Source organism: Microvirga sp. Mcv34 (genome assembly GCF_024519725.1).
Lineage (GTDB): Bacteria > Pseudomonadota > Alphaproteobacteria > Rhizobiales > Beijerinckiaceae > Microvirga.
Window position 1 is genome coordinate 48,955 of the sequence record NZ_JALJRK010000029.1, and the last position, 19,881, is coordinate 68,835.

Below are 19,881 nucleotides of genomic sequence, written 5' to 3' on the forward strand. Positions count from 1 at the left end.
GAATCGAGTCGCGCTCAAGTCAAAGGTGATCTGATGGCAACCGTAAAGGTGACCGACTCAAGCTTCGCGCAGGATGTCCTGCAATCCTCCGAGCCCGTCGTGGTCGATTTCTGGGCCGAATGGTGCGGCCCCTGCCGCATGATCGGCCCGGCCCTGGAAGAGATTTCCAACGAGATGGCCGGCAAGGTGAAGATCGCCAAGCTCAACGTGGACGAGAACCCGCAGATCTCCTCCCAGCTCGGCATCCGGTCGATCCCGGCGCTCATGATGTTCAAGGACGGCAAGGTCGTCGCCCAGAAGGTCGGCGCCGCCCCCAAGGGCGAGCTCTCCCGCTGGATCCAGGCCTCGGCCTGATCGATCCGACGTGCGTAAGAGCACGAAGGGGCCGAAAGGCCCCTTTTTTGTGCCCGCCCGGCTCTTGTCGAAATGAAATTTCATCACACTTCAACCGCCTTGAAGAACAGGTGTGATGAAAGCAATCTATGACCCGACGCGCGGCGACCCGAGCCGTCTTGAGCTATGTCAGGGGTGATCCGTGGAGTATTCCGGCATCCCTGATCCTGCACGCCTTTCTGCTGCTGGCCTTGAGCAGCCTTCTGGCTCCCATGATTCTCCCGCCGGCCACAGAGGGCATTCCGGTGGAGATCTGGTCTCCCGAGGAGTGGCATGCCTTCGGCAAGGCCTCCGTTCCCGGTGGCAGCCGCCCCGATGCTGAGGAGCCTGCCGGAACCCCATTTGGCAATCCTGGCCCGATCCGCGCCACGACGATACTGTCGGCCACCATCTTGGCTCATCCCGGCAGCAGCGCCATGCGAACGGCCCTTGTCGGCATGGAGGAAGAAACGCGGCTGGAACAGCTCTGCGATATCGAGGCTCTGGCCCAGATTGGGGCTTCGCTCCAACAATTTCATCCTGATCGGATCGTCGCTTACGCAAAGTCGGACGTGACAATCATCAACGACACCGTTGTTGCCGAGGGAGCCGCGTTCCGCAGTCACCGACAGTGGTATGATCTGACCTTCAAGTGTGGGCTCAGCACCCATCATCAGGCTGTGCAGAGCTTCGAGTTTTCCGTCGGCAAGGCTATCCCGAAACGCTTGTGGGACAAGTACAATCTGCCCGATCCGATGCTGGATGCGGATTAGTTGCAGCTCCCTATTCCGGCAGCGTCCCGTTGGCCGCCAGCACCTCGCCGGCGAGATACAGCGAGCCGCAGATCAGGATGCGGGGCGGGTGATCCCAGACGTAGTTGTGGAGCGACGCGAGGGCCGATTCGACGCTCGGGGCCGTCGAGGTGGTGAGCCCGACGCTCGAGGCAATGGCCGCGACCTCCTCGGCCGGGCGCGCGGCGATCTGGCCGGCGATCGGCACCGCGATCACCTCGCGGGCAAGGCCTGAGAAATTCTTGAAGAAGGCCTGGCTGTCCTTCGTGCCGAGCATGCCGGTGATCAGCACGAGGGGCACGTCCGAGCGGTCGCTCCGGTCCGCCATGGCGGCGGCCAGCACCCGGCCGCCGTCGGGGTTGTGCCCGCCGTCGAGCCAGAGCTCGCAGCCCCGCGGGGCGATCTCCGGCAGGCGGCCCCGGTTGAGGCGCTGCAGGCGGCCCGGCCATTCGGCCCGGGTGAGGCCGGCCTCGAAAGCTGAGGTCTCGAACTTCTCGAATCCAGCCGCACGCAGGGCAGCAATCGCCGTACCGGCGTTCGTGAACTGGTGCCGCCCGATGAGCCGAGGGCGCGGCAGGTCGAGCAGGCCCTTCTCGTCCTGATAGACAAGGCGCCCGCCTTCCTCGTGCACCGAGAAATCCTGCTGGCCGACGAGGAGCGGCGAGGCGCCGATGCGCTCCGCCTCGTCGCGCAGGGTCTGGTCGGCTTCCGTATAATCCTGCGGGGCGATGACCGCCGGGCAGCCGCGCTTGAAGATGCCGGCCTTCTCCCGGGCGATGGCCTGCAGGGTCGTGCCGAGATATTCCGCATGGTCGTGCCCGATGGGCGTGACGACGGCGGCGGCGGGCCGGTCGATGACGTTGGTGGCGTCGAAGCGGCCGCCGAGGCCCACTTCGAGCAGGAGCACGTCGGCGGGCTCCTCGGCGAAGATCAGCAGGGCCGCCGCCGTTGTGATCTCGAATACCGTGATGGGCTCGCCCGCGTTCACCGCCTCGCAGCGGCGGAAGGCCTCGACCAGCCTCTCCTCGCTCACATAGCGGCCGCCGCCGCCGAGCCGGCCCAAGCGGATGCGCTCGTGAAAGCGCACGAGATGGGGTGAGGTGTAGACGTGGACGGCAAGCCCCGCGCTCTCCAGGATCGCCCGCATGAACGCGATCGTCGAGCCTTTGCCGTTGGTGCCGGCCACATGGATGACCGGCGGCAGGCGCCGCTCCGGATGGCCGAGCTGGGCCAGGAGCCGCTGGATGCGCCCGAGCGAAAGATCGATGGTCTTCGGGTGCAGGGCGAGAAAGCGCGCGATCAGCGCATCGGAGGAATCCATCGCCCTGGTCTCGCTTACTCGGCAGCCGCGGCTGTGATCTCGGCATTTGCCGGAACAGGTTTAGCGACGGCGCTCACGGCCGGTGCCTTGGTGAAGAGGCGCGACAGGCGGGCGACCGTCTCCTTCAGGTCGTGGCGATGCACGACGGCGTCCACCATGCCGTGCTCCTTCAGGTATTCGGAGCGCTGGAAGCCGTCGGGAAGCTTTTCGCGGATGGTCTGCTCGATGACGCGCGGACCGGCGAAGCCGATGAGCGCGCCGGGCTCGGCCAGATGCACGTCGCCAAGCATCGCATAGGAAGCCGTCACGCCGCCCGTGGTCGGGTTGGTGAGCACGACGATGTAGGGCAGCTTCGCTTCGCGCAGGCGGCGGATCGCCACCGTGGTGCGGGGCATCTGCATGAGGGACAGGATGCCCTCCTGCATGCGGGCGCCGCCGGAACCGGCGAAGAGCACGAAAGGCGTCTTCTTGTCGAGCGCCGTCTCGGCGCCCTTGATGAAGGCCTCGCCGGCCGCCATGCCGAGGGAGCCGCCCATGAAGCCGAAATCCTGCACCGCGATGGTCATCGGCAGGTCCGCGACCCGGCCGAAGCCGACCTTGAACGCATCCTGCTGGCCGGTCTTGGTGCGGGCGTCCTTCAGGCGGTCGATATAGCGCTTCTCGTCACGGAATTTCAGCGGGTCGACAGCCACTTCCGGCAGGGCTACGTCGAGCCAGGTGGCGCCATCGAACATGAGCTGGAGGCGCTGGGTGGCGGAAATCCGCATGTGGTGGTTGGAGCCGGGGATCACCCACTGGTTCGCCTCCACGTCCTTGTGAAATACGACCTGTCCGGTCTCCGGGCACTTGATCCAGAGATTGTCCGGCGTCTCGCGCTTGAAGAGCGTCTTGATCTTCGGACGGACGACTTCGGAAATCCAGTTCATCGCTAATCCTTCTCCGTGAGGAGCACCCGGAAGCCCGAATCCTGAGGAGGTCACGTCAGTGACCGTCTCGAAGGATCAGGGCGCATCCCGCGCTCTCTGGCCCCATCTTCGAGACGCAGCTTCGCTGCTCCGCGAGGAGGGACTTTGTTCTATGTATTAGGCCGCCGCCCGTTTTGCCACCGAGCGCACGCCCTCGCTCAATTCCTTCACCAGCTTCGTGACCGCCTCGACAGAGCCTGCCGTTGCGCGATCCTGGGCATCGAGCGTGCCCTTCAGGGCGTCGATGAGGGCCGAGCCCACCACCACGCCGTCGGCGCCTTGGGCCACGGCGGCCGCATGGGCGCCGCTCTTGACGCCGAAGCCCACCACCACCGGCAGGGGCGTGTGGCGCTTGATCCGCTCCACCGCCGTCGCGACCTTGCCGAAATCGGGGGTCGCGGCACCCGTGATGCCGGTGATCGACACGTAATAGACGAAGCCCGCCGTGTTCGCGAGAACGGCCGGCAGGCGCTTGTCGTCCGTGGTCGGCGTGGCGAGGCGGATGAAGGCGAGGCCGGCCTTGAGGGCCGGCAGGCACAGCTCGTCGTCCTCTTCCGGCGGCAGGTCGACCACGATCAGTCCATCGACGCCGGCTTGCCTAGCGTCAGCCAGGAAGCGGTCGACGCCGTAGACGAAGATCGGATTGAAATAGCCCATGAGGATCACGGGCGTGTCCTGGTCCTCGGCCCGGAAGCGGCGGATGAGGTCGAGGGTCTTGACCGTATCCTGACCCACCTTCAGGGCGCGCAGGCCCGCCGCCTGGATGGCCGGCCCGTCGGCCATGGGATCGGTGAAGGGCAGCCCGAACTCGACGATGTCCGCGCCGGCCTTCGGCAGGCTCTTCAGGATCTCCAGGGAGGTCTCGGGATCCGGATCTCCGGCCATCACATAGGTGACGAGAGCGGCGCGGCCTTCCGCGCGGCACTTCTGGAAACGGGCTTCGATGCGCTGTGTCATGGGCGGGTCTTTAGCATGAGAAGGAGGCGGGGCGAAATATGTGAAGAGCGCCGCATGTCCCCTCCCCCTTGTGGGGAGGGGGTCGGTTGCGCTTCATGCCAAGGCTGTTCTCAAACGATCTGGTTGCCCAGGTGCTCGGCGATCTGGAACAGGTCCTTGTCGCCGCGGCCGCTGATATTGACCACCATCAGGTGGTCCTTCGGCTTCTGCGGGGCCAGTTCCATCACCTTGGCCAGCGCGTGGCTGGGCTCCAGGGCGGGCAGGATGCCCTCGAGGCGCGAGCACAGCTGGAAGGCCTCCAGCGCCTCCTCGTCGGTGGCGGAGATGTACTGCACGCGGCCCATTTCGTGCAGCCAGGCATGCTCGGGACCGATGCCCGGATAATCGAGACCGGCCGAGATGGAATGGGCATCGGCGATCTGCCCGTCCTGGTTCATCAGGAGATAGGTGCGATTGCCGTGAAGAACGCCGGGACGGCCGCCCGTCAGGGATGCTGCATGAAGGCCGGAGAGGCCGTGGCCCGCCGCCTCCACGCCGTAGATCTCGACGTCTTTATCGTCGAGGAACGGGTGGAACAGCCCGATGGCGTTGGAGCCACCGCCGATGCAGGCGACGAGCGAATCCGGCAGGCGGCCTTCCGCTTGCATCATCTGCTCGCGGGTCTCGTTGCCGATCACGCACTGGAAGTCGCGCACCATGGCCGGATAGGGATGCGGACCGGCCACCGTGCCGATGCAGTAGAAGGTGTCGGACACGTTGGTGACCCAGTCGCGCAGGGCCTCGTTCATGGCGTCCTTGAGGGTCTTCGTGCCGGATTGCACCGGCACGACCTTGGCGCCGAGCATGTTCATGCGGAACACGTTGGGCTTCTGCCGCTCTACGTCGACGGCGCCCATATAGACCACGCAATCGAGGCCGAAGCGCGCACAGAGCGTCGCGGTGGCGACCCCGTGCTGGCCCGCGCCGGTCTCGGCGATGATGCGCTTCTTGCCCATGCGGCGGGCGAGAAGGATCTGGCCCAGCACGTTGTTCACCTTGTGGGCGCCGGTATGGTTCAGCTCTTCACGCTTGAAGTAGATCTTCGCGCCGCCGAGATGCTCGGTCATGCGCTCGGCGAAATAGAGCGGGCTGGGACGGCCGATGTAATGCTTGGAGAAATACTCCATGTCGGCGTGGAAGGCCGGGTCGTTCCTGGCTTCCTCGTAGGCCTTTTCCAGCTCGAGGATGTTCGGCATCAGGGTCTCGGCGACGAAGCGGCCGCCGAACTGGCCGAAATGCCCGCGCTCGTCGGGTCCGGTGCGGAAGGAATTGGGTTGGGCTTGAGCTGACACGGCCTGTCCTGCCTTGAAGATCTTGAAGGCACGCCCTGGGAGAAGGACGCGCGTCTTGAATTTAGTGATGGGCAGCCGCGAATGCTGTCCGGGCGGCCCTGATGAAGGCTTCGATCCGTGCCGGATCCTTGAGGCCCGGCCCGCTTTCCACCCCGGACGACACGTCGACGGCCTGCGGCTTCGTCAGCCGGATCGCCTCCGCCACGTTGTCGGGGTCGAGGCCCCCTGACAACATGAAGGAAACCTTGCGGTCAAGGCCGTTCAGGAGCCGCCAGTCGAAAGCGATCCCGTTGCCGCCGGGCAGTGCACCCGCCGTGCGGGGCGGCTTGGCATCGAGCAGGATGCGGTCGACGCCGCCCGCATAGGGTTGCAGCGCCTGCAGATCGGAGGCATCGGCGATGCCCAGCGCCTTCATGACCGGGCGTCTGACCATGGAGCGGATTTCGGCGACGCGCTCGGGAGTCTCGCTTCCATGCAGCTGGATCAGGTCAGGGTTGAGTGCCTCGATGGCCTGCGCGACATCCTCGTCGCCCGGATTGACCAGGAGCACCACGCGCTGGGCGCGGCCCCGTGCCTGCAGGGAGAGCTTGTGGCCGAGATCGAGGCTGACGTGACGGGGGCTCTTGGGAAAACGCACGAAACCGACCATGTCCGCGCCTGCGCTTAAGGCCGCATCGAGGGTCTCGGGCGTCGAGAGCCCGCAGATTTTGATCAGGTTATCCATAAGGGCTACTTTACTACGCTTTTGCGAGCGAGCGCCACACCAGCATCGCCGCAGCCAGGTCCTCCAATGCCGCACCGACCGACTTGAAGGCCGTGATCGACGCGGCCTCGCGGCCGGGGGCGCTCCGGCACAGGTCCGCTAGGGTGCCCCGGATATGGCTCTCGGCCATCGCGCCGCTCTGGAGCGACACGGCCACGTCTCCGCCTTCCGTCTGGGCGGCGGGCGTGTCGATATAGACTTGGGAACGCAGCAGGGCCTCATCGTCCGCCTCGCGCATCCGGAGATTGAAGGCGCCGACGAGGTCGAGATGCGCTCCCGGCTTCAGCCACGCGCCTCGGACGATCGGGGCCGTCGACAGGGTCGCGCAGGAGACGAGATCCGCCTCGCGCACGGCCGTCTCCAGGTCCGTCACGGCGGTGACGGGCAGGCCTTCCCGCTGCAGCTCGGCCGCGAGCGCCTCGGCCCTGGCGCCGTTATGGTTCCAGAGCGCCACCTCGCGGATCGGCCGCTGGCTCATATGGGCGCGGATGAGGAAGGGCGCGAGGGATCCGGCCCCGACCATGACCATGCGGCTCGCATCCTGGCGCGCCAGGTATCGGGCCGCCAGAGCCGATGCGGCCGCCGTGCGCCACACGGTCAGGCGTGTGCCGTCGAGAACCGACACGGGCTGTCCCGTGGTGCCGTCCATCAGCAGGTAGGAGCCCATGACGCTCGGAAGGTTCCTGGCGCCGTTCTCCGGGAAGACGGACACGACCTTGACGCCGATGAAGCCGTCCTGCGTGGCGGGACCGGTCCAGGACGGCATGAGCAGGAGCGTGCCATGGGCGCCGGCGCGCTCGATCTCGTGGTGGTGGCGCACCGGCGTGACCATGTCGCCGCGAAAGGCCTCAGCCAGGGCATCGATCAGGGCCGGAAAGGTGAGAACCCGATCGATCTCGGCAGATGTCACGACACGCATGGGAGGATTTCAGAACCTGGGGCTGGGAGACGAGGACAGGGTCGCCGGCAGGGTGGTGGCCGGAGGGTTCTGCGTCTTGAGGCGCTCGGTCTCGTAGCGCAGCTCGCGCGTCTCGCGCCGCAGCTGGCGGCGCGACTTGCGGTGCTTGCCCTGCGCGAGCCAGCTCGCCGTGCCGCCGATGATCACACCGAGCATGACGGCCGCGAAGATCACGGCGAAGAGCGGCAGCTGGGTGGCGAATTCCGGCGCGTCCTGGGAGAACGGATCGAGCGACAGAGTCACCGGCGCGCGGTTCGCCACCGCGAGCAGAACGACCAGGATGGCCACCGGCAGAAGAATGAGCGCCTTCAGAAAGCGAATCACGAACACCTCTCAAGCAATCACTGGGCGGCCGCGGCCTTGAGCACCTTGGGAGCCGGAGCATTGAGCCGCTGACGCATTTCCTTGCCCGTCTTGAAGACGGGGACGACCTTTTCGGAGATGGAAACGGCTTCGCCCGTGCGCGGGTTGCGACCCGTGCGGGCGTCACGCTTCTTCACCGAGAACGCGCCGAAGCCGCGCAGCTCGACCCGGTCGCCCCTGGCAAGGGCATCGCCGATCGTATCGAGAATCGCGTTCACGATCTTCTCCACATCGCGCTGGTAGAGATGCGGGTTCTGCTCGGCGATCTTGAGCACCAGTTCGGATTTGATCATGGATTGGCTATATCTTTGACGTTGCTTTATTTTTCCGAAGGTTGCCAGACCGCCAGAAGGCCGTCAAGTTGCGCGATCTCCGCATGGGACGATGCGCGGCGCAAGCCGTCCGCCACCCGGTCGAAGCCGAAGAGGTCGGCCACGGTCGCGCCCATGGCGAAGAGGGACAGGTCCCGGTCGCTCTTCGGCTTCCAGTCCCGAATCGGCAGGTCCTTGGCCACGCCCTTGTTCTGCTCCAGCCAGGCGACAGCATCGCGCTCCGCGCCGATCCTGTCGACGAGCTTCATGGGCACGCCCTGACGGCCGCTGAACACCTGGCCGGTGGATGCGGCGGCCAGCTCGCTCTCGCTGAGGCGGCGGCGCTCGCGCACCAGGGTCTTGAACCAGTCATAGGTGTCGTTGACCACCGCCTGCATGGCCGCGCGGGCTTCTGGCGATGTAGGCTTGAAGGGGCTGGGCTCTGCCTTGAGCGGCGTGGACTTCACCTCCTCCAGCTTCACGCCGACCTGGCTCATGAGGCCCGACAGGTCGGGATATTGGAAGAGCACGCCGATGGAGCCCACGATGGAGGTCTCGCGCGCGACGATGTAATCGGTCGCGATGGCCGTGATGTAGCCGCCCGACGCGGCCGTGCCGTCGACGAAGGTGACGACGGGCTTCTTGTCGGCGAGGCGGCGGATGTTGCGGTAGAGCTCCTCGGAGCCGGTCGTGGTGCCGCCGGGGCTGTTGATGGAGATCACCACACCGGAGACCGCGCTCGATTCGCCGACCCGCTGCATCAGGTCGGCGAGGCGCTGGTTGCCGGTGATCACGCCGTCGACGGAGATGCGGGCGATCTGGTTCTGGATCGCCCCGTATCCGGCCCGGTCGGCGGCGGCATAGCCCAGCGCGGCCACGGCCGCGATGAGGCCCAGGAATCCCGCGACCCGCCAGAAGGAAAGCTTGCGGCGCAGACGGCGGCGGTCGGCGATGGCTTCGGCATCGATGGACATCGATTGGTCTCTTGCTGGTTCCGGATCGGATGAGGAGGGCTGCACCCTAGAGCGGTTTGGATGCTTTTTCTAGGCTGCGGTCATGAATCCGCAACCGCTGAAAAGGCGCCCGTTCGCAAGCAGATAGGGCGGGAGGACAGCCGGCCAAGGAAAAACCTACGTGGCCGTTCTCGTCAGACCTCGATCCATCGGCTCGCGCCGGGTGGACCCGACAGCAGCCTTTGGCCCTCGTGTCGTGGACCTTCCGGAGATCGCGACTGAGGCTTCCTCTTCGGCATCCTGCGGCTCTCCCCAAAACTCGGCGACGCTCGGGCCGTTCCGCAGGAGCGGATCACGAATGAAGCCGAAGACCTCATGGAACCATACGCGCCGCCCCATCTGCGTGTACCATCGCATCGCGTGCCGAAGACCTTTGTCCGGCTGAAATAAGATCCTGTAGAGCGCTTTGGGGCGCATCTGAACAACGAGCTCCGTGAGTTTGAACCATAACAGGACCCGCCATGGCGGCATGTAGCGCGTGGCCAGGACCTGATGCTTGTAGTCCCATTTCCGGCGGTCGGTCTGGATGACGATCCGGCCGGCGGCCAGACGGAAGTACGGGGTCCACCGATGCGGCGTGACATAGAGCATCTGGATCTGATCGGGATCATAGGAAAGCAGCTGGCGCAAACCTCGCCAGTGATCTCGATCCGTCTCCTCCTCGAAGCCTACGACCCAGGTCGCCATGGAAAGAATACCGTGCTGGCGCAGCAGGCGGATCGCTTCACGATCCGTGGCTGTCGCACCACCCTTGCGGATCATTTCGAGGGTCTTCGCGTCGGTATTCTCCAGCCCCAGGAGAAAACGCTGCCAACCTGCCTTCTTGTAGAGATGCAGAATATCGGCGTCGCGCACGATGTCGTCGGCACGGGTCGATCCAACAAGGATCAGGTCGACGTTTTCCGCGATCAGGGCCTCTAGAAAAACTCTCCACGACTTCTTGGAAACGGTCGGGTTCTCGTCGGCAAAGTTGATGACCTTGACGCCGTGCTCGCGGTGGAGGCGAGCAAGTTCCTGGGCGAATTTCACCGGATCGCGATGGCGCCAGCGGGTCCAGAAACCGCGCTGTCCGCAGTAATTGCACAGATGCGGGCATCCGCGCGAGAATTGCACCACGACGGCACGCAAGCCACCCCAGTAGCTATAGCGGGCGTGGTCGATGAGTTCCCATCCGACGCGGTAGGCGTCGAGGTCTTGGATGACGGGTGCGGGTGCCGTGGCTTTCGGGCCTTCTCCCGTCCGGTAAGCAATACCCTGTACATCCGAAAGGCGACTCCCATTCTGGAAAGCAGCCACGAGCCGGCGCGTCGTTTCCTCGCCTTCGCCGCGCACAATGGTATCGACATAAGGCTCTTCCGCGAGGATTTCGCGCCAGTGATAGGTGGGATAGACGCCGCCATAGACGATGCGGGCATGCGGCAGCTGACCGGCAACAGCGCGAGCCACGGCACTGATGATCGGGTGGCCGGAAGTGGAACCGGAATGGCCGAACATGACGATGTCCGGGCTTAGGCCAACCACCTCTCGGACGATGGCCTCTAGTGGCATCGGGCCGAACTCCCCATCGACCAGATGAACCTCGTGGCCGTCGTCGATCAGCGGCCCGCCGACAGAGAGGAGGCCCAACGGCGGGAGATGATCGTCCGGAATCCGGCTGCCAATGGATGGGTGGGGAACATTGACGAGCACGATCTGCATGCCGGGAACCAGGATCTACAGGATCGGCCTGCGATCCGGACAGAATCCTAGAACTTTATTACGTTTAATCAAGATCGACTTGCTCGACAGTATCAGACCTGAAAGTGGGTCGACTTTTGCCGACGCGGCCCTTGGGGCCCGCACGATGTTGCAATGCCGGCTCTTACGGCTCCGATATGAGCCCCCGCGCCGAACCGCGCGGCCCAAAAAAATCCCCGGGCTTTTCAGCCCGGGGATCCATCGAACTCTGAAAGTCAGAACCCGATTACTTCTTGTCCTTGGCCTTCAGGGCGGCGCCCAGGATGTCGCCGAGCGAGGCACCCGAATCGGTCGAGCCGTACTGAGCCATGGCCTCCTTCTCCTCAGCGACCTCGAGGGCCTTGATGGAGACGGTGACGCGGCGGGCCTTGCGGTCGAACTGCGTGACGCGGGCATCGAGCTTCTCGCCGGCGGCGAAGCGCTCGGGGCGCTGGTCGGCGCGGTCACGAGCGAGCTCGTTGCGCTTGATGAAGGTGGTGAGGTCGGTGTCGACGATCTTCACCTCCAGGCCGCCGTCCTTCACCTCGAGAACCTCGCAGGTGACGATCTGGCCCTTCTTGATCTCGCCGGCTTCGGCGAAGGGGTCGCCCGCAAGCTGCTTGATGCCAAGGGAGATGCGCTCCTTCTCGACGTCCACGTCGAGAACCTGAGCGCGGACGACGTCGCCCTTCTTGAAGTCGTCGATGACCTGCTCGCCCGGACGGTTCCAGTCGAGGTCCGAGAGGTGGACCATGCCGTCGACGTCGTTCTCGAGACCGATGAACAGACCGAACTCGGTCTTGTTCTTGACCTCGCCTTCGACTTCGGAGCCGACAGGGTGCTTCTCGGCGAAGGCTTCCCACGGGTTCTGGAGCGTCTGCTTCAGGCCGAGCGAGATGCGGCGCTTCACCTGGTCGACCTCGAGAATCACGACCTCAACCTCCTGCGAGGTGGAGATGATCTTGCCGGGGTGGACGTTCTTCTTGGTCCAGGACATCTCGGACACGTGGATCAGGCCTTCGATGCCCGGCTCCAGCTCCACGAACGCGCCGTAATCGGTGATGTTCGTGACGCGGCCCTTCAGCTTCGCGCCGACGGGGTAACGGGCGGCGATGCCCTCCCACGGATCGGCGAGCAGCTGCTTGATGCCCAGCGAGATGCGGTGCGTCTCGTGGTTGATCTTGATGATCTTCACCTTCACCGTCTGGCCGATGGTTACGACCTCGGACGGATGGTTGACGCGGCGCCATGCCATGTCGGTGACGTGCAGCAGGCCATCGATGCCGCCGAGATCAACGAACGCACCGTACTCGGTGATGTTCTTGACCACGCCGTCGATGACCTGACCCTCTTCGAGGTTGGCCACGAGCTCGGAGCGCTGCTCGGCGCGGCTCTCTTCGAGAACCGTGCGGCGCGACACGACGATGTTGCCGCGGCGGCGGTCCATCTTGAGGATCTGGAACGGCTGAGCCACGCCCATGAGCGGGGTGACGTCGCGGACCGGGCGGATGTCGACCTGCGAGCGGGGCAGGAACGCCACGGCGCCGTCGAGGTCGACCGTGTAGCCGCCCTTCACCTGGTTGAAGATCGTGCCGTTGACGCGCTCGCCGGCCTCGAAGGCCTTCTCGAGCTTCACCCACGACTCTTCGCGGCGAGCCTTGTCACGGGAGATGACGGCCTCGCCCAGCGCATTCTCGATGCGCTCGACATAGACCTCGACCTCGTCGCCGACGACCACGGTCTGGTCGCGGTTCGGGCCGGCAAATTCCTTAAGAGCGACACGACCTTCGGTCTTGGCGCCGATATCGATGACCGCGACGTCCTTTTCGATCGCGACCACCTTGCCCTTCACGACCGAGCCTTCGCTGATCTCGTTCGTGCGGAAGGATTCTTCGAGCAGGGCCGCGAAATCTTCACGGCTCGGCTGTTGCAAAGCTGCAGACATAGGTTCTCCTGAATGGCCCTCGTTTAAAGGGGCAACGCCGGCGGCTCGTGTTAACGGGCCGTTTCCAGCCGCCGCTGCCTGAGGACGCCCCTTCTAGGGCCATGTCCGAGGCATGCCGCTCATCGAGCGGGCCGGCGTATCATCAGCGGATGGAAACGCTTGTACCGACAGGACTTTTCGGAACACCGCGAGGGCGCGGAACACGCACCCTTACGCAACGATAACCGTCAATGTCTTGTCGGATGGAGGTTCTAATATCCCAAATGGCCTCGGACCACAAGGCTTTCAAGGATTTGAGCCTCCCCGGCGCTCTGCGGGGAGGCTCGGGACGGCTCAGTCCTCGTGGATCAGGCTGTGCTGGCGGGTGTCCTTCATGCGCAGGTAGACGATGAGGGACAGGCCGACCATGACGGTCACGTACCAGAAGAAACCGTATTCCATCCCGGCCTGCTTGAACCAGAGCGCCACGTATTCGGCGGTGCCGCCGAAGACCGTGTTGGCGATGGCATAGGGAAGCGCCACCCCCAGGGCCCGGATATGGGCCGGGAACATCTCGGCCTTCACCACGGCGTTGATCGACGTGTAGCCGGTGACGATCACCAGGGCCGCGAGGCACAGGGCGAAGGCCGTGGTGGGATCCTTCGTGCCGGCCAGCGTCGAGAAGATCAGGTAGGTGAACAGCACGCCGAGCACGCCGAAGCCGACCATCAGGGGCTTGCGGCCGATCCTGTCGGACAGGGCGCCCGCCGCCGGCTGGATCACCATGAACACGAACAGGGCCGCCGCCGTGATCTGGCTCGCCGCCTCGCGGGAGAAGCCCGAGGTGTTGACCAGGAACTTCTGCAGGTAGGTGGTGTAGGCGTAGAAGGCCAGCGTGCCGCCGGCGGTCAGCGCGATCACCGTGAAGGCCTCGCGGGGGTACTTCGTGAAGAGCGCGAGGCCGCTGGAGCGGGGCCCCTTCGCGTCCTTGTTGGCGTTCTTATAGGATTCCGTCTCGGCGAGGCCGCGGCGGAGGTAGAACACGATCACCGCGAGCACGCCGCCGATGGCGAAGGGAATGCGCCAGCCCCAGGCTTCGAGGTTCTGCTCGGTCATGACCTGCTGCAGGACCAGCAGCACGGCGAGAGCCAGGAGCTGGCCGGAGATCAGGGTCACGTACTGGAAGCTGGAGAAGAAGCCGCGGCGGCTCTTGCCCGCCATCTCGCTGAGGTAAGTGGCGCTGGCGCCGTACTCGCCGCCGACGCTGATGCCCTGGAGCAGGCGCGCCAGGACGAGGACGATCGGGGCGAACACGCCGATGCTGTCATAGCCCGGCGTGACGGCGATCATGAGCGAGCCCGTGCACATGAGCGTCACGGACAGGGTCAGGCCGGCCTTGCGGCCCCGGCGGTCCGCATAGATGCCCATGATCCAGGCGCCGATGGGGCGCATGAGGAACCCGACCGCGAAGACGGCGGCGGCGTTCAGAAGCTGGGCGGTCTGGTCGCCCTTGGGAAAGAAGATGGGGGCGAAATAGAGGGTGAAAGCGGAATAGACGTACCAGTCGTACCACTCGACCATATTGCCGGCCGATCCGCCGAGGATCGACTTCAGGCGGCCTTTCTGGTCGGCGACACTGTTTTTCATCAACATCATGCGACTCGTTTTCCAACGGGGGCACGCTCTCCGAACCGAGGGAGGGCATGGCTTTGCAACGAAATGGAAGGATTGTCGGAAGGGGGCGGCAGCGATTGGCGTCCCGCTGCGGCCTTATGGATTTGAAACCGACATAGTACTGCCCTGCCCTTGGGTCAAACTGGACCCTTTGGTCAAACCGGCCAGTCCGAGCGCCGGGCTTGGGCGACCGCCCAACTGAGAGCCTGTTCGAGCCGGTCGTTGCCCCAGAACATCTCCCCGTCCTCGGTGAAGAAGGTGGGCGCGCCGAAGAGGCCGCGGGACTGGACCTCGTCGCCCATCCGGCGCAGGCGCGTCTTGTTGGCCTCTCCTTGGGCCTTGGCGAGAACGGCCTCGGCCTCGAACCCCATCCCGGTCAGGATCGCGGCCAGCTCGGCCGGATCGGCGATGTCGCGGCCCTCGCCGAACTCGGCCGTATAGACGGCTTTCGTGAAGGCCGGTGTCCAGCCGGGCTCGACCCCGAGGAGCGCGATGCGCGCCGCCAGGAGCCCGTTCTGCGGGAAGGTCTTGGGACGGTAGAAGGGCAGCCCGAGCCGGGCGGCCTCCCGCTCCATGTCCCGCCACATGTAGCGGCCCTTGGACGGATTGAGCGCGAAGGGCGTGGTCTCCAGGCCTTGCGCCTTGAAGACGGGCCCGAGCAGGAACGGCCGCCACAGGAGCACGACGCCCGCCTCCGCCGCGGCCTTCTCGATGCGCATGGCGGCGAGATAGGAATAGGTGGAGGCGAATTCGTACCAGAATTCGAGATTGGGCCGGCGGATCATGAGCGTCTCACAGGGTCTGAGCAGTGGCCTCTAGAAGAGTTTCAACCAAGGCCTGGAAAGCGATAAGGCCCCGTTTTCCGAAACTTCGACTGTTCCGACAATCACAAGATCGCATGGCTGAACCGCGCTTTTGGCAGAGCAGCGGCTCACGATGTAACGCTGGTCGGCCTCGCTCATCTCCTCAAGTTTGATCGTGATGTTCGCGAGATGTCGGCCGATCTGATCGGCAGCGGGGCAGGCATAGGTGCCCAAGTCCAGCCTCGTCACCGAACATAGAACCGAAACTGTCCGTCCTGCGAAAGCATGGGGACTGCTCGCAATCATCAAGGGAACCGTCAGCTCATCGCGCGCATGGGCTGCTGTTGCCAGCAAGCCAACCAACGTCCAGCCTGCAAGCTTCACGGCGATCTCCTTGAATGCATCGTCAGCATCTTATCAGGCCAAGAGGAAACGAATCAAAGTTACGTATGGTCAAACACAAACTTCGGACCAGCAAATGGTTGCGCCCATAACGCTTCCGTTTTAAGTCGCAGGCACCCTTATCAACGGAACCCTTGCTATGGCTGAGAAGCGCGTGAACAAGGTCGTGCTCGCCTATTCCGGCGGTCTCGACACCTCCATCATCCTCAAGTGGCTGCAGACCACCTATGGCTGCGAGGTCGTAACCTTCACGGCCGATCTCGGCCAGGGCGAGGAGCTGGAGCCGGCGCGCAAGAAGGCCGAGCTGCTCGGCATCAAGCCGGAGAACATCTTCATCGAGGACCTGCGCGACGAGTTCGTGCGCGACTACGTGTTCCCGATGTTCCGCGCCAACGCGCAATACGAGGGTCTGTACCTGCTCGGCACCTCCATCGCCCGGCCGCTGATTGCCAAGAAGCAGATCGAGATCGCCGAGAAGGTGGGCGCCGACGCGGTCGCCCACGGGGCCACCGGCAAGGGCAACGACCAGGTGCGCTTCGAGCTCGCCTATTACGCCCTGAAGCCCGACGTGACCGTGATCGCCCCCTGGCGCGAATGGGACCTGCGCTCCCGCGAGCAGCTCATCGCCTTCGCCGAGCAGCACCAGATCCCGATCGCCAAGGACAAGCGCGGCGAGGCCCCGTTCTCCGTCGACGCCAACCTCCTGCACGCCTCGTCCGAGGGCAAGGTGCTGGAGGACCCCTCCGTGGAGGTGCCGGACTACGTCTATTCCCGCACCGACGGCCCGGAGAGCGCGCCCGACAAGCCGACCGTGATCAAGATCGCCTTCGAGAAGGGCGACCCGGTCGCCATCGACGGCAAGAAGCTCGGCCCCGCCGACCTGCTGGCGAAGCTCAACGAACTCGGCAAGATCAACGGCATCGGCCGCCTCGACCTGGTGGAGAACCGCTTCGTCGGCATGAAGAGCCGCGGCATGTACGAGACCCCCGGCGGCACGATCCTCGCCCTCGCCCATCGCGGCATCGAGTCGATCACGCTCGACCGCGGCGCGGCGCACCTGAAGGACGAGCTCATGCCGAAATACGCCGAGCTCATCTATAACGGCTTCTGGTTCTCGCCCGAGCGCGAGATGCTTCAGGCGATGATCGACAAGTCGCAGGAATTCGTCACCGGCGAAGTGACCCTGAAGCTCTACAAGGGCGGCGTCCACCTCATCGGCCGCCAGAGCCCCTACACGCTCTACGACCAGGACCTCGTCACCTTCGAGGAAGGCGCCGTCGCCTACGACCACCGCGACGCCGCCGGCTTCATCAAGCTCAACGCCCTGCGCCTGCGCACGCTCGCCCAGCGCAAGAAGAAGCTGGGGCTGTAAGAGGACTGCAAAAGCTCACGTCATGGCCGTGCTCGACACGGCCATCCACGCCTTTTCTGCGCGGTCGTTTGAAGACGTGGGTGGCCGGAACAAGTCCGGCCATGACGTGGGAGGGTGTTGAACCGCCCTCACCCCTCCGGCCTGCGGAACACGCCCTGCACCACCTGGCCTCGCCCGATGAGTTCGGGCGGCGGGTTGGTCCAGTCGACCTCCTGCGGCTGGCGGTCGTGCCAATAGACCATCCAGCGGCCCTGCGGATCCTGGTAGACGCCATAGATCAGGTGGCCGCGCCACCCGCCCTGACCACGCCACCGGCGGGAGAGCCCGGGAATGACATCGCGTAAGCCGCGCATGAGCAGCCATGTGATGCCGATGAGGGTCAGCGGCACGCTGACGAGCCACAATCCTTGGATGGCTTCGGGCCAGGTGTGGAACTTCGAGAGCCAATCGGCCCATGCAGAATAAGGCTGGTCCATCGCAACAACTCCCTTGAGGTGAAGCGACCACCAGGAGTCCTGGTGGCCGGGGAGTTGAGAAGCCGCCTGTAGACGACCGCGATGACCTTTAGGCTTTCGCCCTGGACATGCGCCATCGCCTCCCCGACCGTAAGGTTGGGAAGGCATCGTTCACGGCCGATACCGGCCGCTACAGGTCGGGGTTCTCACGCCCCAGAACCGGATGCGTCCGGCTCCGGTGACGAGGTAACACGCAACAGGGGTGCGGGGTCAATGGCCTTCGTCTGCGCGAATAATCGTTTAGCGCCCTCAGCGTCATGGCCGTTCCAATGCTGTGGACCGCTACAGCTTTCCAAGCGGGATCACCGGCACAAGACCGGTGATGACAAGCGTGAACGTCCGATCTCACGCTCGGCATGACGGCGCTTCATCCGGCTCGCGCCTTCCGCTCAATGCGATGAAGCCCGTTCCTGCGCATCGCTCTCATCATTCAACGGAATGTCCATCACGCACACGACTCCCGTGGGTGCGTAGATCAACTGAACATCGCCGCCGACATCGGTCGCGAGGCTGCGCTCGATCAGCCGCGTGCCGAACCCCCGGCGGGTCGGTGTGGCCACGAGCGGGCCGTTCTGCTCCTGCCACCTCAAGACCAGACGCGTCTCATCGCCCGGCAGGAGGGTCCAGGTGATGACGACGCATCCTGACGGGACGGAGAGCGCGCCGTATTTCGCGGCATTCGTCGCAAGTTCGTGGATGGCCATCGCGATGGCGAGAGCCGTCCTGGGGATGAGACGGACGCGAGGGCCCTCGATCTCGAAATGTTTCGTCTTCTGCCGCAGATAGGGCTCGACCACCTCGTCGATGATCTCTCGCAGTTCGGCAGCTTCCCAGTTCTCGCGCGTGAGAACGTCGTGGGCGCGGGCCAAGGCGAACAGGCGATCCTCGAACGCCTGAAACTTGTGCCGGCTCTCGTCGTCCAGCTGCCGCAGGCTTTGGGCCGCCATCGACTGGACGATGGCCAGCGTGTTCTTCACCCGGTGGTTCAACTCGTTGATCAGGAGCTCGCGATGCTCCTCGACCTGCTTGCGGTCGGTGATGTCGAGCACCGAGCCGACATAGCCGAGGAAGGCGCCGTCTTCGCTGAAGCGTGGCGCAGCCGCATCGATCGCCCACCGGTAGGTCCCGTCCACGCGGCGCAGCCGGTACTCCAGCCGGAAGGCTTCCCGCTTGGCGTTGGCCTCCCTGAACACCCTGCCCGACCACTCGCGGTCGTCCGGATGGACGGCGTCCAGCCAGCCGAATCCCAAGCCGATCTCCGGCGTCTGTCCGGTGAAGTCATACCAGGAGCGGGACAGGTAGGAGCACCTTCCGTCCTGCTCCGTCACCCAGACCATGACGGGAGCATTGTCGGCGAGGTTGCGGAATCGTGCTTCGCTCTCGCGCAGGCTCTCCTCCGCCTGGACCCGCTCCGTGACGTCGTAGCCCTCAGCGAAGATGCCGGTGACATGGCCGGCGCTGTCCGTGATCGGCTGGTAGACGAGGTCCAGGAAACGGTCCTCGACGGGGCTCCCGGGCTGCCGCTGAAGCCTGGCCAGGAGGCTGCGCCCGACGAATGGTTCACCCGTCGTATAGACCCTGTCGAGCAGCTCGAAAAATCCCTGGCCTTCGAGCTCAGGCAGGACGTCCCTGACGGATTGTCCCAAGATGTCCCGACGGTGTCCCACGAGCTGGAGATAGGCATCGTTCGCCAGCTCGAAGACATGATCGCGGCCCCTCAGCATCGCCATGAAGCCCGGAGCCTGCTGGAAGAGTTCGCGAAGCCGGTCCTGCTCCGCTTTCAGGGCAGCCCGGGACTTCACCTCCTGCGTGGTTTCCGTGCAGGCACAGAACATGCCGCCGATGCCGCCCGACTCGTCATGGACGGGCGAGTAGGAGAATGTGTACCAGGTGTCCTCCGGGTAGCCGTTGCGCTCCATCACGAGGTGCATGTCCTCGTGGTAGGTCGCCTCCCCGGCCAGCGCTTTCGTCACCAGGGGTTCGATGTCGGACCAGATCTCCGACCAGACATCCACGAAGGGAAGTCCGAGAGCATGCGGGTGCTTGGCGCCGAAGATGGGCCGGTAGCCATCGTTGTACAGGAAGGCCAGTTGAGGCCCCCAGGCGATAAACATGGGAAATTTCGAGTTGAGCATCAGGCTCACCACGGTCCGCAGGCTCTGCGGCCAGCCCTCCGGACGACCGAGCGGCGACATGGACCAATCGTGAGCGCGCATGAGCGCACCCATTTCACCGCCCCCGCCCAGGAAATCGAGGCTCGGGGCGAACTTACCATTCATGGGGACCGCCTGTCCGGGATGGCTTTGTCTTGCGTTGCGGGTGAGTGAGAC

General features: G+C 64.8%; 19 protein-coding genes. 3 read left to right on the top strand and 16 right to left on the bottom strand.

Translation table 11 applies throughout. From position 1 onward, the window contains the following. Window positions 1-33 precede the first annotated feature (33 nt). Both trxA and OC446_RS16310 read left to right on the top strand, forming a co-directional pair. Complete coding sequence (gene trxA / locus OC446_RS16305) at window positions 34-354, top strand: thioredoxin (RefSeq protein ID WP_262030071.1); 321 nt, start codon at window positions 34-36, stop codon at window positions 352-354. Window positions 355-482: 128 nt separating this feature from the next. After that, entirely contained in the window at window positions 483-1,145 is a 663-nt protein-coding gene (locus tag OC446_RS16310) for a DUF930 domain-containing protein (RefSeq protein ID WP_262030072.1), read from the top strand. A 10-nt stretch (window positions 1,146-1,155) separates the two neighbouring features. On the opposite strand, the gene OC446_RS16315 is transcribed toward OC446_RS16310, so the two are convergent. The 14 genes from OC446_RS16315 to OC446_RS16380 form a co-directional block, all read right to left on the bottom strand. Further along, window positions 1,156-2,484 (bottom strand): bifunctional folylpolyglutamate synthase/dihydrofolate synthase, encoded by a 1,329-nt coding sequence (locus tag OC446_RS16315; RefSeq protein WP_262030073.1) that lies wholly within the window; start codon window positions 2,482-2,484, stop codon window positions 1,156-1,158. A gap of 14 nt (window positions 2,485-2,498) precedes the next feature. Then, window positions 2,499-3,410, bottom strand: a complete 912-nt coding sequence (gene accD / locus OC446_RS16320) for an acetyl-CoA carboxylase, carboxyltransferase subunit beta (protein WP_262030074.1) — start codon at window positions 3,408-3,410, stop codon at window positions 2,499-2,501. Window positions 3,411-3,566: 156 nt separating this feature from the next. After that, the gene (gene trpA / locus OC446_RS16325; protein WP_262030075.1) at window positions 3,567-4,406 is read right to left on the bottom strand and encodes a tryptophan synthase subunit alpha; all 840 of its coding nucleotides are present in this window, start codon (window positions 4,404-4,406) and stop codon (window positions 3,567-3,569) included. Window positions 4,407-4,516: 110 nt separating this feature from the next. Further along, window positions 4,517-5,737: a tryptophan synthase subunit beta gene (gene trpB / locus OC446_RS16330; RefSeq protein ID WP_262030076.1), complete on the bottom strand. Its 1,221-nt coding sequence runs from the start codon at window positions 5,735-5,737 to the stop codon at window positions 4,517-4,519. A gap of 61 nt (window positions 5,738-5,798) precedes the next feature. After that, window positions 5,799-6,461: a phosphoribosylanthranilate isomerase gene (locus OC446_RS16335; RefSeq protein ID WP_262030077.1), complete on the bottom strand. Its 663-nt coding sequence runs from the start codon at window positions 6,459-6,461 to the stop codon at window positions 5,799-5,801. A 13-nt stretch (window positions 6,462-6,474) separates the two neighbouring features. After that, window positions 6,475-7,419: an ornithine cyclodeaminase family protein gene (locus OC446_RS16340; RefSeq protein ID WP_262030078.1), complete on the bottom strand. Its 945-nt coding sequence runs from the start codon at window positions 7,417-7,419 to the stop codon at window positions 6,475-6,477. A 9-nt stretch (window positions 7,420-7,428) separates the two neighbouring features. Next, complete coding sequence (locus tag OC446_RS16345) at window positions 7,429-7,782, bottom strand: LapA family protein (protein ID WP_262030079.1); 354 nt, start codon at window positions 7,780-7,782, stop codon at window positions 7,429-7,431. A gap of 17 nt (window positions 7,783-7,799) precedes the next feature. Beyond that, a complete protein-coding gene (gene ihfB, locus OC446_RS16350) occupies window positions 7,800-8,114 on the bottom strand; it encodes an integration host factor subunit beta (protein WP_009490463.1) in 315 nt (104 codons plus the stop codon). A gap of 26 nt (window positions 8,115-8,140) precedes the next feature. Beyond that, complete coding sequence (gene sppA, locus OC446_RS16355; RefSeq protein ID WP_262030080.1) at window positions 8,141-9,106, bottom strand: signal peptide peptidase SppA; 966 nt, start codon at window positions 9,104-9,106, stop codon at window positions 8,141-8,143. A gap of 156 nt (window positions 9,107-9,262) precedes the next feature. Then, window positions 9,263-10,843: a magnesium-protoporphyrin IX monomethyl ester anaerobic oxidative cyclase gene (gene bchE, locus OC446_RS16360; protein ID WP_262030081.1), complete on the bottom strand. Its 1,581-nt coding sequence runs from the start codon at window positions 10,841-10,843 to the stop codon at window positions 9,263-9,265. A gap of 265 nt (window positions 10,844-11,108) precedes the next feature. Further along, window positions 11,109-12,806 carry a 30S ribosomal protein S1 gene (gene rpsA, locus OC446_RS16365; protein WP_262030082.1) on the bottom strand — a complete coding sequence of 566 codons (1,698 nt, stop codon included), beginning with the start codon at window positions 12,804-12,806 and terminating at the stop codon, window positions 11,109-11,111. A gap of 333 nt (window positions 12,807-13,139) precedes the next feature. Then, window positions 13,140-14,438 (bottom strand): MFS transporter, encoded by a 1,299-nt coding sequence (locus OC446_RS16370; RefSeq protein WP_262030091.1) that lies wholly within the window; start codon window positions 14,436-14,438, stop codon window positions 13,140-13,142. A gap of 176 nt (window positions 14,439-14,614) precedes the next feature. Next, window positions 14,615-15,244 (bottom strand): 2-hydroxychromene-2-carboxylate isomerase, encoded by a 630-nt coding sequence (locus OC446_RS16375; protein ID WP_262030083.1) that lies wholly within the window; start codon window positions 15,242-15,244, stop codon window positions 14,615-14,617. A 30-nt stretch (window positions 15,245-15,274) separates the two neighbouring features. Then, on the bottom strand, window positions 15,275-15,646 hold the full coding sequence (locus OC446_RS16380) for a hypothetical protein (RefSeq protein WP_262030084.1): 372 nt from the start codon (window positions 15,644-15,646) through the stop codon (window positions 15,275-15,277). 157 nt (window positions 15,647-15,803) lie between these two features. Between OC446_RS16380 and OC446_RS16385 the strand changes: the two genes are divergently transcribed. After that, on the top strand, window positions 15,804-17,036 hold the full coding sequence (locus tag OC446_RS16385) for an argininosuccinate synthase (RefSeq protein ID WP_262030085.1): 1,233 nt from the start codon (window positions 15,804-15,806) through the stop codon (window positions 17,034-17,036). Window positions 17,037-17,164: 128 nt separating this feature from the next. Here OC446_RS16385 and OC446_RS16390 read toward each other — a convergent pair whose 3' ends face one another. Next, window positions 17,165-17,512, bottom strand: coding sequence for a hypothetical protein (locus OC446_RS16390; protein ID WP_262030086.1), 348 nt, complete (start codon window positions 17,510-17,512; stop codon window positions 17,165-17,167). Window positions 17,513-17,940: 428 nt separating this feature from the next. Beyond that, the coding region (locus tag OC446_RS16395) for a PAS domain-containing sensor histidine kinase (RefSeq protein WP_262030087.1) at window positions 17,941-19,881 on the bottom strand (1,941 nt) is incomplete at its 5' end.

Excerpts from the sequence above, each read along its gene's own strand:
- trxA (WP_262030071.1), top strand. The coding sequence starts at position 34 with ATGGCAACCGTAAAGGTGACCGACTCAAGCTTCGCGCAGGATGTCCTG.
- OC446_RS16310 (WP_262030072.1), top strand. The coding sequence starts at position 483 with ATGACCCGACGCGCGGCGACCCGAGCCGTCTTGAGCTATGTCAGGGGT.
- OC446_RS16315 (WP_262030073.1), bottom strand. The coding sequence starts at position 2,484 with ATGGATTCCTCCGATGCGCTGATCGCGCGCTTTCTCGCCCTGCACCCG.
- accD (WP_262030074.1), bottom strand. The coding sequence starts at position 3,410 with ATGAACTGGATTTCCGAAGTCGTCCGTCCGAAGATCAAGACGCTCTTC.
- trpA (WP_262030075.1), bottom strand. The coding sequence starts at position 4,406 with ATGACACAGCGCATCGAAGCCCGTTTCCAGAAGTGCCGCGCGGAAGGC.
- OC446_RS16335 (WP_262030077.1), bottom strand. The coding sequence starts at position 6,461 with ATGGATAACCTGATCAAAATCTGCGGGCTCTCGACGCCCGAGACCCTC.
- OC446_RS16340 (WP_262030078.1), bottom strand. The coding sequence starts at position 7,419 with ATGCGTGTCGTGACATCTGCCGAGATCGATCGGGTTCTCACCTTTCCG.
- ihfB (WP_009490463.1), bottom strand. The coding sequence starts at position 8,114 with ATGATCAAATCCGAACTGGTGCTCAAGATCGCCGAGCAGAACCCGCAT.
- sppA (WP_262030080.1), bottom strand. The coding sequence starts at position 9,106 with ATGTCCATCGATGCCGAAGCCATCGCCGACCGCCGCCGTCTGCGCCGC.
- bchE (WP_262030081.1), bottom strand. The coding sequence starts at position 10,843 with ATGCAGATCGTGCTCGTCAATGTTCCCCACCCATCCATTGGCAGCCGG.
- rpsA (WP_262030082.1), bottom strand. The coding sequence starts at position 12,806 with ATGTCTGCAGCTTTGCAACAGCCGAGCCGTGAAGATTTCGCGGCCCTG.
- OC446_RS16370 (WP_262030091.1), bottom strand. The coding sequence starts at position 14,438 with ATGTTGATGAAAAACAGTGTCGCCGACCAGAAAGGCCGCCTGAAGTCG.
- OC446_RS16375 (WP_262030083.1), bottom strand. The coding sequence starts at position 15,244 with ATGATCCGCCGGCCCAATCTCGAATTCTGGTACGAATTCGCCTCCACC.
- OC446_RS16385 (WP_262030085.1), top strand. The coding sequence starts at position 15,804 with ATGGCTGAGAAGCGCGTGAACAAGGTCGTGCTCGCCTATTCCGGCGGT.
- OC446_RS16390 (WP_262030086.1), bottom strand. The coding sequence starts at position 17,512 with ATGGACCAGCCTTATTCTGCATGGGCCGATTGGCTCTCGAAGTTCCAC.